Origin of the sequence: Ruegeria sp. SCSIO 43209, assembly GCF_019904295.1 — a bacterium.
Lineage (GTDB): Bacteria > Pseudomonadota > Alphaproteobacteria > Rhodobacterales > Rhodobacteraceae > Ruegeria.
In genome coordinates, this window is sequence record NZ_CP065360.1 from 1 (window position 1) to 14,042 (window position 14,042).

12 protein-coding genes are annotated in these 14,042 nt (G+C 54.6%); 9 read left to right on the forward strand and 3 right to left on the reverse strand.

Translation table 11 applies throughout. The features are described from left to right. Window positions 1-467: 467 nt before the first annotated feature. From repA to I5192_RS18185, 4 genes are all read left to right on the forward strand, one after another. On the forward strand, window positions 468-1,649 hold the full coding sequence (repA, locus tag I5192_RS18170) for a plasmid partitioning protein RepA (RefSeq protein WP_255612175.1): 1,182 nt from the start codon (window positions 468-470) through the stop codon (window positions 1,647-1,649). Between the two features lies 1 nt (window position 1,650). After that, window positions 1,651-2,625: a ParB/RepB/Spo0J family partition protein gene (locus I5192_RS18175; RefSeq protein WP_170514507.1), complete on the forward strand. Its 975-nt coding sequence runs from the start codon at window positions 1,651-1,653 to the stop codon at window positions 2,623-2,625. Window positions 2,626-2,830: 205 nt separating this feature from the next. Further along, window positions 2,831-3,886, forward strand: coding sequence for a helix-turn-helix domain-containing protein (locus I5192_RS18180; protein ID WP_170514503.1), 1,056 nt, complete (start codon window positions 2,831-2,833; stop codon window positions 3,884-3,886). Window positions 3,887-4,039: 153 nt separating this feature from the next. Further along, on the forward strand, window positions 4,040-5,149 hold the full coding sequence (locus I5192_RS18185; RefSeq protein ID WP_170514499.1) for a Fic family protein: 1,110 nt from the start codon (window positions 4,040-4,042) through the stop codon (window positions 5,147-5,149). 82 nt (window positions 5,150-5,231) lie between these two features. Here the strand turns inward: I5192_RS18185 and I5192_RS18190 are convergent, their stop codons facing one another. Both I5192_RS18190 and I5192_RS18195 read right to left on the reverse strand, forming a co-directional pair. Next, window positions 5,232-6,161 (reverse strand): nucleotidyl transferase AbiEii/AbiGii toxin family protein, encoded by a 930-nt coding sequence (locus I5192_RS18190; protein WP_170514495.1) that lies wholly within the window; start codon window positions 6,159-6,161, stop codon window positions 5,232-5,234. Beyond that, window positions 6,151-6,972: a type IV toxin-antitoxin system AbiEi family antitoxin domain-containing protein gene (locus I5192_RS18195; RefSeq protein WP_170514492.1), complete on the reverse strand. Its 822-nt coding sequence runs from the start codon at window positions 6,970-6,972 to the stop codon at window positions 6,151-6,153. Before I5192_RS18195 ends, I5192_RS18190 begins: the two co-directional genes overlap by 11 nt. Window positions 6,973-7,302: 330 nt before the next feature. Here I5192_RS18195 and I5192_RS18200 point away from each other — a divergent pair, with 330 nt between their 5' ends. Continuing rightward, entirely contained in the window at window positions 7,303-8,661 is a 1,359-nt protein-coding gene (locus tag I5192_RS18200; RefSeq protein WP_223118361.1) for an ISKra4 family transposase, read from the forward strand. Window positions 8,662-8,777: 116 nt separating this feature from the next. After that, entirely contained in the window at window positions 8,778-9,044 is a 267-nt protein-coding gene (locus I5192_RS18205; protein WP_223118362.1) for a hypothetical protein, read from the forward strand. Window positions 9,045-9,327: 283 nt separating this feature from the next. On the opposite strand, the gene I5192_RS18210 is transcribed toward I5192_RS18205, so the two are convergent. Next, window positions 9,328-9,852 (reverse strand): Lrp/AsnC family transcriptional regulator, encoded by a 525-nt coding sequence (locus I5192_RS18210; protein WP_370644466.1) that lies wholly within the window; start codon window positions 9,850-9,852, stop codon window positions 9,328-9,330. Between the two features lie 72 nt (window positions 9,853-9,924). Here I5192_RS18210 and I5192_RS18215 point away from each other — a divergent pair, with 72 nt between their 5' ends. The 3 genes from I5192_RS18215 to I5192_RS18225 are packed head-to-tail and all read left to right on the forward strand — an operon-like array spanning window position 9,925 to window position 13,946. Beyond that, a complete protein-coding gene (locus I5192_RS18215; protein ID WP_223118364.1) occupies window positions 9,925-11,133 on the forward strand; it encodes a cytochrome P450 in 1,209 nt (402 codons plus the stop codon). Then, complete coding sequence (locus I5192_RS18220; protein WP_223118365.1) at window positions 11,126-12,433, forward strand: glutamine synthetase; 1,308 nt, start codon at window positions 11,126-11,128, stop codon at window positions 12,431-12,433. Before I5192_RS18215 ends, I5192_RS18220 begins: the two co-directional genes overlap by 8 nt. A gap of 28 nt (window positions 12,434-12,461) precedes the next feature. Next, window positions 12,462-13,946 carry a glutamine synthetase family protein gene (locus I5192_RS18225; RefSeq protein WP_223118366.1) on the forward strand — a complete coding sequence of 495 codons (1,485 nt, stop codon included), beginning with the start codon at window positions 12,462-12,464 and terminating at the stop codon, window positions 13,944-13,946. The last annotated feature ends 96 nt before the right edge of the window (window positions 13,947-14,042 follow it).

Consider the following 14,042-nt stretch of genomic DNA (forward strand, 5'->3'; position numbering starts at 1 on the left):
CATCGGCAACAGAACCACATCAGTATCTTTTTGGCGCAAAGATCCTGTTACTCGAACCCCACCCGCCCTGCCCTGTTACGTCAAAAGATAATCAACGTTTGTCAGGTAAATCCGCGCATTCAGTATTGGAGCGACGTGAAGCATTGCATTCGATTAGTTACTTTTCTGAAGATTAGATAAGATTGTACGCTTTGCAGGACTCAAAGAAGCAACAATGCACCTGAGGTCAATCATCCTTAAAAATACTGGCTCGGAATCTGAATTCTTACCGGTACGATGCAACCTCCAAGCGCTTCTCAAGCGCTCAGCAGAGGCGTGAGTTAACAGCTGTTAACTTCAGCACGCTTGTGCAGGTCTCGCAGCGACCCACAAGTTATTGATTTTTCTCTTGACATGAATCGGAATACGAGTGCCTAAATGTACTCAAGTTGCGCAACCAAACAAAAATGAGCAGGAAAACTGCAACTATGCTACAGACCACACCCATTGCTGCGACGACGCAGTCTCACGTTACACGTGAAATTTCCGATCGTCTACAAGTTGCACTGACTACCCACTTAACTCAGGCCTATTCTCCAGAGTTGTCAAAGACACTTCGCCTCTTCAGTGCGACAGAGGTGGCTGACCTATTTGGCACGACCGGTCAATACTTGCGAAAGGGCCATGCTGAGGGCTCTCTTCCAGAACCGGAAGTTATCAAAAGTGGCCGGCGCTTCTACTCCGGAGCCGAAATCAAAACGATGCGCCAGATTCTTGAAGGCAGCTCGAGAAAGCCTGGCAAATACCTCCCTGGCCGCCGCGACAACGATCGGCTTCAAGTCATTCAACTCATGAATTTCAAGGGAGGTAGTGCAAAGTCCACCTCAGCTATTCACCTTTGTCACTATCTTGCGCTTCAAGGTTATCGCGTTCTGGCTATCGACCTTGACCCACAAGGCAGCCTGACTGGGTTCTGCGGAATTCAGCCTGAGATCGAGTTTGAGGGAAATTCAATCTACGATGCTTTGCGCTACGAGGATCCGGTCCCAATGTCCGAGTGCATTCGGGCCACTTACTTCCCCGGCCTGGATCTTTCCCCCGCTCAGTTGATCCTGTCTGAATTTGAAACGGAAACTGCTGTCTACGCCCGAAAAGGTGTCCCTTTCTATAATCGGCTCGCCAATGCAATCGAGACGGTGGAGGAAGACTATGATGTGATCATTGTCGATAGCCCGCCTTCTTTGGGCTTCCTGACGCTGGCGGGGTTATTCGCGGCAACGTCTGTCATCGTGCCGCTGACACCGAGCATGTTGGACGTAGCCTCTACGCAGCAGTTTCTTGAAATGACTTCGGCATATCTAGAAGAGTTTGAAAACTCGGGGATTCCGATTATCCATGACAACTTCCGGTTCCTCATAACACGGGACGACCCCTCAGACACACCATCTCAGCAAATTGTTAGCTTAATGCGGGCGTTGTTTCAGGATCGAGTAATCGGTGCAACTGCTCTGCGAAGCACTGCCATTGCCGATGCCGCGATGCTGAAAATGACAATGTACGAAGTCGTTCGATCGGAAATGACGAGATCGACCTATGACCGCGCCCGATCAAGTATGGATGCCGTTGGGCACGAAGTATCAAACATGATTCAAACCGCATGGGGCCGTTGAAATGGCACTTAAACAAAACAAAACCAGCATGGCTGCAGCGATTGCAGCGGCAGCCGGAAACCCGCCAATTCCACCCACGAAGACGGAACGCGCCAATGCAGCACTTCCACGCGGTACGATTGCATCGGTCCGTGTTGGAGCCGGAGGCATCCAAGACATAGATACCTCACTCATTTTGCCGTGGGGTCCAAAAGATAGACTTGGGATCGAGTTAACACCTGTTAACTCCGACCTTGAAGCGAACGTCGACTCAGCTGTTCTGGAACTTGCTGAAAGCATAAAAGACGCAGGAGGCCAACAGGTTCCCGTCCTGTTGCGTCCTTCTGAGGAAGTCGACGGTCACTTCGAGGTCATCTACGGCCGCCGACGCATCTTAGCTTGTCAGTATCTAAACCAGCCTGTTCGCGCGTTGGTAAGGACGCTTGATGATAAGGAAGCACTTCAGGCAAAGGGTCTGGAGAACTCTTCCCGAGTTGACCTCAGCTATTACGAGAGAGCCCGGTTCGCACGCGAAATTCTAAACCAGGGATATGACCGCTCGGAAGCGATCACAGCCCTAGCGATTTCCAAGAACACGCTGTCACAGTTGGAGCGAGTCACAAATGATATTCCGGACGATCTCGGGGATATGATTGGCCCAGCACCGAAATCTGGGCGACCCAAATGGACAGCTCTAGCCGATGCGTTGCGGAAAGGAGTGATAACAGCAGACAAGGCTAAGAAGCTCCTAGAGACGCTCAACGTTGCTAATTCAGACGATCGGTTAAACGGACTCCTAAGCAGCTTGGCTCCTAAGAAAGCAGCAAAGGAAGTCCGACCGGCGCCCGACGTTGTCATCAAGACCAGCAATTCTGCGGTGAACATGACCATCAAAAGGGCAGGGGACAATGAAGCCTATACAAGCTGGCTTTCGGACAACCTTGGACAAATCATTCAAGATTCCTACGAGCGTTTCAAAGAAAGCGCCAAGGATTAAGCGAGTTAACATCTGTTAACTCTACATGAGGCAACGAGCAAAAAGGAGAAAAGCAAAAAGAAACCCCCGAAACCTGAGGCTCCGAGGGCTGAAAGCCAACTAGTGGTTATAGATTAGACACCTAAACCCTAACAGCCCGCGAATCACGACACAATAAAAAACGCCTCTGGGTGAACAGGTTTTCTTTGTCTGCTGACAAAATCTCATGAAAACACTAACAGCATCGGCTCCAAATGGAGCAACCTTGTCGGGAACGGCAGGGCAGGGGAGTTGTACGCCCAAAAAATGGAGACTTCTTCGCGCCGTTGAAGAGGCCAGAGAACCTCTTGGGTTAAAATCCACAACTCTCAATGTCCTGAGAGCGATGATCTCCTTTGTGGGCGGAGATCAGATTGCTGCCGACCAGGATGATCATCACATCTGCTTCGCTTCCAATGCAGCGATCGCCAAACGAACGCATGTCAGCGTGCAGACAGTTGAGCGTCATATCTCGACGCTGGTTGAGCTTGGACTTGTCCGCCGCGTATTGAGCGCAAACGGCAAGCGATGGGCGCGCCGGGATCGACAGGGCAGGGTGGTCACAGCAACTGGGCTCTCCTTGATGCCGTTGTCTGAACGGCACGTTGAGTTCATCCAGGAAGCCCAGAGGCATGCTGATCGAGTTCTGGAGCTCACTGTACTCCGCGACAAAGTCTCAGCCGCTCTGGCACGCCTAAGGGAGCTCCTAGCAGACGACACCAAAATCTCGGGTTTGATGACCACCGTACGCAATGCTCTGCGTCGCAAACCAGATGCAAATGTGCTCAGCGAGCTGCTCTCAGAAATCTCTGTGGAAATCTCCGAGATAACACAGACATATACAGAAAATTTGAGGGGCAGTGACAGTGAAATTGAGGGGCACAAAGAGGACTCTTTGAATCCGGAAGTTAAGAAAGAAAAACTTTCTCAGATTCAGGTTTCTCCAGACCAAATGGAGCGCAGTTTTCCACGGCTATGCTCAGAACTACGCTTTGCAAAAGATCAGCACCACTGTGATCGGCTTATGGATGAAATCGCGGAGTATCTACGGCTTGACCAAACCTGGTATGCAATGAAATCGACGTTTGGCCCAGCTATTCGCTTCATTGTTCTCGGATACATCTTTCAACGTGCTGAGAACATACAGTCTCCAGGGGCTTACCTGATTTCATTACTGGCTAAGATCGAAAAGGGAGAACTGTCCCCAAAGGCAATGCTATCGCGGACTTCCAATGCTGCTTAAAATTGAGGAAACAGGACAAGATTTACGTATTCAGATTATACGCCCAATCGATGATTGGATCGAAAGGGTTGAAAAAGGTGAGCTATAGGATTGACCTCTATAAATCACATACCCATAAATAGTGAGCTATAGAAAGGAATCTTATACCTCACGATGTGGAACTGGCAGAACCCTGACTGGCCGACCTTTCGTTACGATGTCGCAAGACTCGAACCATATGAGCAACAGTTCCTGTTGTCCTCAGGGGAAGTTCTTGGAGCGGTTCATCATGTGAACACATCGGATCGAGATCAATTGCGTATCGACCTGCTAAGCGAAGAAGCGATGAAGACCAGCGCGATTGAGGGCGAGATGCTGGACCGGCTCAGCGTGCAATCTTCCTTACGTCGGCATCTTGGGCTGGCTCCCGACAGTTATCCGTCCAAACCGCGCGAGCAGGGGGTTTCTGAAATGATGGTGGATGTTTACTCCACCTACTCGGAGCCGCTATCACATCGCACCCTATTTCGGTGGCATGACATGCTCCTGTCCTATGAAAGGCGTCTGGAAACGATTGGAGCATACCGGAGCCATGAGGATGCGATGCAAATCGTCTCGGGCAGGCTCGACCGCCCAACGGTGCATTTCGAAGCCCCGCCTTCACATCAGGTTCCGGGAGAAATGGACCAGTTCGTAACCTGGTTCAACCGGACCGCACCGGATGGTCCCGAACCGTTGCGCGCACTGATCCGGGCCGGATTGAGCCATCTGCATTTTGAGAGCATTCACCCCTTTGAAGACGGTAATGGCCGGTTGGGCAGGGCGCTGGCTGAAAAGTCCCTGGCGCAAAACATTGGTCAGCCAAGCCTGATTGCACTTGCTTTCACGATCGAGCGAGAGCGGAAGGCTTACTACGACCAACTCGAACGCCATCAAAAAACGCTGGACGTCACGCCATGGCTCGTCTGGTTTGCCGAGACCGTCCTTATAGCCCAGCAGGTGACTCTTGAGCACGTTGGCTTCTTCATATCCAAGACGCATTTCTATGACCGGTATCGTAATCAGTTCAACGCCCGGCAAAGCAAAGTAATCTCACGTTTGTTCAAAGCTGGACCAGATGGGTTCAAAGGGGGATTGAGTGCGGAAAACTATATTTCGATCACCGGAACATCGCGCGCCACGGCAACGCGGGATCTGCAAGACCTGGTAGAGAAGGGGGCTCTGACCCGAACAGGTGAACTCCGATACACGCGATATTGGTTAATGCTAGATCGGGACGGGTAGCGAGCTGAAACACGGCACGAAGGGCGGGTAAGCGGCGCGGAAATGTCCCCGCGCTTTCAATTTGTCGGACTCTGAATTTAAATCAGTCGAAGAGGCGACCTAGGAGTTTCTCGAGTTCTTCCCTTTGCTCGACGTGCTTTTTCGGGTTGTCCCGGATCAGGCGCTCCAGATTGAGAAGCTTCCAACGCACGGCGGGAAGATTGGCGGCTTGCGGTCGATCTATTTCGGCGAAATCCGGCACGCCATCCTGCAGACTGAGCAAGAATTGTCTGGTGGGTTTGTCGAAGCGAGATTGGATATCCGCAATCAGTTGGTTGCGCGTAGTCAGTAGGTCATCCAGACCGACGGCTGACTTAGTCATGCCCTCGAACTCACGCACATAAGGTTGATCTAGGGCGATCAAGTTGGGATTCAGCAATTCGTGTGCCGGGCGTGCCGAACAGGCGATGTAGATCAAGAAAGTCCGGAACAGATCATCCGTCAGTCCTTCGTGTTCGTAGAGCAGCTTTACATCATAAAGATCGCGTGGATGCTGGCGATCCACGGCTGCGTGGAGCTTACCGCCGAACAAATCTTCGAATGAGACGATCTGCATTTCTGCATAGCCAAACGCGTCTGCTACGGCGTCGGAGACCGCCCGGGTTTCGGGGTCATGAACAACGCCGCGTGTGACAGGCGAGGTCTCGATTTTGACTTCTGCACCTTCCAGACGCGCAAGCACACGGGTGGCGCCGCCCCCACCTCCTTTTATTCTTTGAGCCTTCGCCCCGCTGATACCCTTTTCGATCGACTTAGCGATACGATCCATGGCTTCGTTGATCTCGGCGAGGCTCTGTTCACGCTCTTTGATCGGCAGATATGTCAGGTCGATATCAACCGACAGTCGCGGTAGATCGCGATAGAAGAGGTTGATTGCTGTCCCGCCCTTGAGCGCGAATATCTCTTCCTTCGCGACGTAAGGCAATACACGCACGAGAAGGGCTACCTGGGATTCATAATTCCTACGCGCCATTTTCTGCCCCTGTCGTGACGAACTCTTCGGGTACCATGATGCGATATCGCGGATGTATCCGACCCCCTTCGACCAATGCTCGATCCCCCGTCCCGAGGTTGAAGGCGTCAGCATCAAGTCTTTTGCGCCAGGGGTGATTGTGGCGATCCGCAAAAACGAAGAAGAGGCGCCTGACCTTTATTTTCTTGCAGCTCAGCAAGAGCGCTGAGAGCAACTTAGGTCGTAGCGTCGTCAAGCCCTCGAACACCATGTCGAGGTTGTGAAAACTCTCATGGTCCGGCAATTCGTCCATGGCTTCCATGACAGCCCGTTCGGGGGCCGACATGCGCAGTTGCCAGTCCCACGGGAGGGAGTTTTCAGATTTTATGTCGTCATTTGTAACGCCAAGTTCCTGGTCAGCGAACAGCGACGTATTGCGCGTTTCTATAGGTGCATTGAGTGACAGCTTCGTGAGCCAGTTGGGTATTTTGTAGCCATAGATCCAGACGGGGGCGTTATTGGCCAAACGCAGGTAGTGGTCGTAGCCCTGTTGTGAGAGAGCGGTTTTGCCGCCGACATGAATATCATAGCCCATGATATGTTGCATCGAGATCAGGCATGCCTTCCAGTCAACGGTGTTTGATGCTGGCGGATTGGGAACAGGTCGGCGGAAAACGCCGCGGTGAACGCGTTCGAGCCAGCCCCGTTTTACATAGTCGCGAAAGGTTTCGTAGGCTATGCCATGGGCTGTGAGCCAGTTGGCATCGACGAGATATCCCGCGGGCACTGAGTCGAGAACTTTCTTCAAATTTTGCGATCTTCCAGCGTTCATGACGCCCTAAATCATATAATTTCAAAGAAAAGGCAAGAGAATCTCTTTGAAAAGTACATATTTAAAGCGTCTATAGCGCTGAAAATAACACATTATTAAAAACACAGCGCCACGTGGAAACCCATCGGAATACCCGGGATAAATGGAAGATTCCGGCGCCAAGGGCGGGAAGCGGTCCTTCGCTGCAAGCACAATTTTGGAAAGCTCCGCGTCAAAAGCCGACATTGATTTGCTTGCGGCAGCTGTACGCGCCCCCGGGGAGTGGAAAGAATGTGGGGATACCAGCCGTTCCTGATCTAAGGTCTCTTTGTTTTAACAGGAGGCATAGTGATGAAATTCAGGATCAAGTTGGAGACAGAGTTTGGTTGGGGCGAGACGAGATCACACGAGATTTGTGTTTTAGAACGCCGAACGATTGATACATCGGAGGAAGACTTCGGACTGTGTCTGGCCGAGGCAAAATCGCTGCTGAAAGAAATTCAGCGCGCGTTTCTTCAGGACCAAGTCGAAGAGATCAGCGAAATCGCTCGCGTGTGTCGCTTCTGTGGAACATATCTACCAGTTCATGATCGCCGCCAGCGCCACATCGCCACGCTCTTCGGTCGGGTGTCCGTCGAGGCACCGCGGGTTCGGATATGTATGTGCGGACTCCCAGGGTTTCCAACATTGAAAGTCGCGCATTCTCCTCTGACACGGCTTTTGCCGGACCAAGCCACGCCTGAGATTCGGCGATTGCAGGCGGAATTGGGGGCGCGTCATAGCTTTCGGGACGCTGCGCGGCTTCTGAATGAACTGACTCCATGCTCCAAGCAGAACCATGTGACGATCCGCAATCGACTTGCAACAGTTGCTAATGACCTTGATAGCGACGATCACTTCAAGGCATCCGAAGCCGACCAGCGCTCAAAATCTTCCGATATTACGGTGTTTCTGGATAGTGCCTACGTTCGATCAAGACCAGAAGATCAACGCCGGAACTTTGAGATTGTCGTTGGTTCCATCGAGAACAGGGGTCGCGAGAAACGCCGATTTGGTCTGAGTGTGATCGGTGCGGACAATCCGCGCGAATATCTGCGAAGAAATTTGGAAGCGGCCGGTTGGCATGAGGGTTCTGTGGTGACAGTGCTGTCCGATGGCGACCCGGCACTACCAAGATTGGTGCGGGACGCCACAGGTGCGGAGGTCAATCACATCCTGGACTGGTGGCATATTTCAATACGCATCAGACATGTGGAAACGACATTCCAAACCCTGCTTTCTTTGCTTAAAGACCCTGAGGATCTTGCGGTCAAGAAGCTGGTTCAAAGCTTGCGCTGGCGCATATGGCATGGCCAAACGCCTCGTGCGCTTGATGCCATTGAAGCACTGTTCAGATTTGGCCTAGACGTGCGAAGCCAAACTTTTGGCAGAACGAACGACGCAGCGTTTTCGGCAGTTTCGCGAACAATGGAGCTGCAAACCTACCTGCAATACAATCGCGCGGCACTGGTCGACTATGATCATCGGCGGCGCAACGGCAAACCGGTCTCGACTTCTCGAGCAGAAGGCTTGGTCAATGACGTCGCCAATGCTCGCATGGGCAAGAAACGCCGAATGCGCTGGTCACCGCAAGGTGCACACCGAGTGGCAACGGTCAGAGCTGCGGTTCTGGACGGAAGGCTTGGCAAAGGGCAGCTTCGCGCGGCTTGATCCCCACATTCTTTCCACTCCCCAGAAACCGTCGAAAGGGCGTCCAATCCGCAGATTCTGATTAATTAGGGTACAGTGACATCTGTATTGAGCCCGTTCGCCCGGATGCAGGTTATTTGTCGAATGCAGGATACGGGGCGGGGGAAATCCGATCAGCTTATCGGAGCTACTTCTCGGACGTCGAAGATTACCTGAATTGCCTGAACCACGCCTCGGCGCGGATACGGTGGGAGGCGACCGCGGCCGCGCAGGACTACAACCGAGTTCTCGACCAGTATCCTGTTGAGCCGGGGCAGGGGAGTGAACCCGAGCAAGTCCCTCGCATCGAGATGACGGACAGCGGGACATTGTTTCTGGACTATCAGGCTGAGTGGCTGAAATGATTGCACTAAATTCGAGCTATTGCCGCCATTCGCGATAGTGCTGACAAATTCACGCAAGGCGGGACAAACCAGTCATACGCCGAGCCCCGCAGCGGCACCGAATGGCACCAAGCTGCCGTTGAACCATCCTGTCGAATGCTGCGGCCGCGGCCCGTACTTCGGACATTCGATGCAGGTGCAAGATTGGTTAGTAGGTGGACTCACAACTTGCGGACAGACCCGCCACTCTTCCCAATCGCTACCAACTCCAGCTTGTTATTCATAACGTGCAAGGACGCTGGTCTTATCGGTCAAGGCCGACCGGTATCATTCCGCTGCGCTTATGTTCGTAGGCAATCGACGTTTCGTAGGTAGTTATCTCGATGCGCTCGGTCAGCGCGTGGTAGGCGATGGACTTCAGGTGGTCCATGTCGCGCGCGATCAGCGAAACCACAAGGTCGTACCGGCCAGTGACAAGATACACATTCTGGATTTCCGGAACCGCCACAAGGTCCTCCATGAGTGTGTTGATGTTGACCTGGCCTTCTTTCGAGATGTTGACGAAGATCACCGCGGCAAGCCCGAAGCCAAGGCGCTTGGGGTTTACCACGGTCTCGGTTCCCTCGATGGCACCTTCCTGCCAAAGCCTCTTCACCCGCTCATGGACAGATGAGGGCGCAAGCCCCACTTCGGCCGCGAGCTGTTTGTTCATCAACCGAGCATCCTTCTGCAGAAATTCGAGAATTTGACGGTCTGTTCGGTCAAGCGGCATTTTCACCTCTTCTGGTTCGAATTTAATTCGATTGCGACGAAGTGACACACAGATCATTCTGTGTCCAGTGAAAAATCCGGCGAATATTCGGAACTGATCTAAACTTGCCGAACAAACAGTGGGAATGCTATGGGAGTGCCGAAAATCGACGATGCGCCGTTTCTGGATCCGTCCGATCCGAACTTCTCTACCCGCTCCGACGCTGTACGCCGCGCCCGCGAGGAAAGTTGGTTTGCCCGAACGCCGTACGGTTTGGCCGTGCTGCGTTACGAAGAGATGAAAGAGATGATCATGCACCCGTCGCTGCGGCAGGGGTCCTACCGCTGGCCGGAGCACAACGGCACATCCGGTCTTTGGTCGCAATGGTGGAAGCGGATCATGCTCAATGTCGAGGGCGACGATCATCGGCGTTTGCGCAAGCTGGGCGCGCCGGCCTTCGCGCCCAAACTGGTCAGTTCTCTGATCCCGGAGTTCCAGGCGTTGTGTGACGAACTGATCTCGAACTTTGCGTCGGTCGGCAAATGCGAATTCATGGCGGATTTCGCCGAGCCTTACGCCGCGCGGGTGATCTGCTCGCTTGTGGGGGTGTCCGGCGACCAATGGCGCGAGCTGACCGACCACGCTGTCGAGATGGGCTATGCGCTTGGCGTAAACTATGCTCGGGACGAGCCTCGCGTGGATGCGGCCACAGAGTGGTTCTTCGACTTTGCCCGGGAGGTCGTCGCAGATCGCCGCGCCCATCCTCGGGAAGATTTCATCGGTGCGCTGATCTCGGCCAATGCCGACAAGGATTCACTCAGCGATCAAGAGCTTCTGGACATGATCGTGCTGTCGATCTTTGGCGGAATAGACACCACTCGCAACCAGCTGGGCCTGGCGATGGCGACGTTTGTCGAGCATCCCGAACAGTGGAAAGTTCTCGGAAACGATCCTGACCTCGGACGTCAGGCGGTTGAGGAAGTGATGCGCGTTCGGCCGACGGTCACCTGGGTGACACGCGAGGCGATGGAAGATTTCGAATACAAGGGCTTGGCGATCCCGCAAGGCACGACAATCCATCTATTTTCTGAATCTGCCGCCACTGACCCCACGCATTTCGAACCCGGTTTCGATATCACCGTCAAACGCAAGCCGAATTTCGGATTCGGTGGCGGCAAGCATCATTGCATCGGCTCTCCCATCGCGCGTGGCGACATGTCCGAGGCACTGAAGATGCTGGCGCAGCGGTTGAGGAACCCGGTGCCGGACGGGCCCGCCGAATGGCTGCCAGACAGTGGTAATACGGGTCCTCTGTCCCTGCCGATCCGTTTCGACCCCGAGGAGCGTCGAATTGTTTGAGAAGCTGCTGCAAGAACATGAGGCAGAGGTCGTCCATGTCGGCCAATTTGACTACGCCTCGATCTTCCGCGAAAGGCGGTTGCGGCGCGACCAGTTTCTGCAATGGACGCAGGACCCGCGGTTCGCCAACGTGGTTGCCTATTGGGACAGCGCCGACAATTTGATCGGTGGTTCGTCCTATTATACCGAACAGCAGAAGATCGACGCCGACAGCATTCGCCGCTACCCGGCAGAGCCCGGTGCCGTCGCAATCATCGCCGAAATGGCCGGAGAACCGGAAGAGGTGATGCCTCGCCAGGTCTTGCGCCGTCAGCTTCAGCGAGCCGAGGCAATGGGCTATGTCGTCGATGCCGGGTTCGAGTTCGAATTGATCCTGCTCGATGAAACCGACATGTCCGTGCGCGAGCGCGGATTCGAGAACCTCGAAAAATTCGCACCTGACAACAAATGCTGGTCGGGAACAACCGCAGCCATCCATGCCGAGTTGATCCGCGACCTGGAAGCCGAGATCATGGGATATGATGTCTGCCTCTTCGGTCTTGGGGTTGAGCTTGGCCCCGGTTGCCTCGAGGCGACGCTTGGAGCCACGCGCGGCTTGCGCGCGGCGGATGACGCGGCCTTCTTCCGGCTCGCAGCCCGCTCATGGGCAAGGCGGAACGACCTGACCGTCAGTTTCATGCCGTACCTGGGGCCCGATTATCCCGGGATCGGTGGCCATTGCACCCTGTCGTTGCGTGACAAGGCAAGCGGCGCGAACCTGTTCTCGGACGCGTCCGGCCGCACGAACGATCTGGCCAAAAGCTTTATCGCGGGGATGATCGACGTTGTGCCCGAGTGCTTCGCGATGTGCACAAGTTCGGTTAACGCATATCGTCGCCTCGCGCCGGGATCCTGGGCGCCCAAGGCCGTGACCTGGGCGGAATACACCTTTACCACCGCCGTGCGCTCGGTGCCGTCCGACTCCGACATGGCGCGGCTGGAATTCCGGTCGCCTCCGTCGGACTGCAACCCGTATCTGACCATGGCGCTGATGTTGGGCGCGGGGCTTGACGGGGTTGAGCGGGGGTTGAGCGCGCCCCCTGCGGCGCAGGCCGCGGGACCTGATGATGTGCCCGAAGGCGCACAGCGGTTCCCGCGCGATCTTTACGAGGCGGCGCACAGAATGGCGCAAAGCGATGCCGCAGCAAGATTGTTCGGTGATCGGTTCGTGCAGAACTTCACAGCCGCCTGCCTTGCCGAGGATGCAAGCCTGCGCACGGCCGTCAGTGCCGATGAGCGGCGCCGATACCTGGAAGCATAAACAAAAGAACCGACGGGGAACGAACGGAATGATACCAACGGATTCAGACTATCACCGCGAACGTGACGCAGAGGGACGAGACGAGCTGGTAAAGCGCGTCCGCCAGAAGATCGATGCGCTCGGGGTGGATTATATCTACTACCAATATATTTCGATCACCGGGCGGGTGATGGGCAAGGCCGCACCGGCCCGGCACTGGGAAACGCAGGCCCGCAAGGGCGTGCAGACCTGGATGGGTGGTGTGTCAAACGTTACTCCGAACTTTCAGGGCGAGTTGATCGGGTTTGACGCGAATGCGATGGAATGCATCGCCCTGCCGGATCCTGAGACCTTTGTGCAATTGCCTTGGGACAAGCGGATTGCGCGCGTCTTTTGCACGCTTTTCTACGGCATCGAAGACCCTGAAAAACCTGGGGAATACTACGAGTACGACACGCGTGGAAACCTCAAGCGGTTCGATCGCGAGTTCCGTGAAAAGCACAACGGCCTGTACCTGAAAGTCGGACTGGAACCGGAAATGCTGTGGCTCAAGCCGAAGGAGGGCGAAGTGCAGCCTTTCGAGGGCATGACACAACCTTTCGCCTATCATATCGGACAGTTCGAGGAGGTTCGCGAGGTCTGGAAACAGGTCTCGGATTACGCGCTCGCCATGGGGCTGGACATGATCCAGGGCGATTGCGAGGACAGCCCCGGCCAGGTCGAACTGAACTACCAGTTCGACGACGCGCTGCAGACCTGCGATCGGATGACGACCTATCGCCAGATCTGCGCCGAAGTCGCACGCCAGCGCGGATTGATCGCCTGTTTCATGGCCAAACCCTATATGGGTTACGCTGCCAATGGCTGTCATCACAATTGCTCGCTATGGACCGGGGGGCAGCGCGAGGTGCAGCAACTGACCAAGGACGACCTACCCGGTATGGAGGAAAACTGGGAATATTCGGTCGGCGGGACCAACGAATTCGAAAGCACCGAAGGGGATTGGCTACCGTCCGAGTTAGGCCATCATGCGCTCGGCGGTTCCTTGAAACATATCAACGCTTTGACCGCAATTGGTGCATCAACCGTCAATTCCTATCGTCGGTTCAATGATTTCGGGCTTTGGGCTCCGATCGGGGCGAACTGGGGGCTGCAAAACCGTTCCTGTGCTGTCCGGATTTCATCTCCCGACCGGTTCGAATTTCGTGCTGTGGATTCCATGGTCAACCCTCACCTCTTCTGCGGCGCACTTATCAAGGCGCTGGATGACGGCATCACCAACAAGATCGATCCGGGCAAACCAGAGGCTCGCAACGTGACCGAAATATGGATGAGCGGTGAAGAAGAAGTGAACTTGATCCCGCTTAACCTTCGCGACGCGTTGGAGGCGCTTGAGAAGGACGAGGTCATTCGTTCGGCTATGCCGGGCAAACTTTATGACCTTTACCAAGAGTACAAGCAGGACGAATGGACCCGATTCCTGCGCGAGGTCACTAACTGGGATGTGGAGCGCTATCTGCACTGCGTCCCCTGATCCGCAATGACACGAGGCGCGGAGACCGGTGCCGCGTCGTACAAAACCGGAAAACCCGAAGCACCGGCGAAAATCAAAAGAACCAACAGGGAGTTG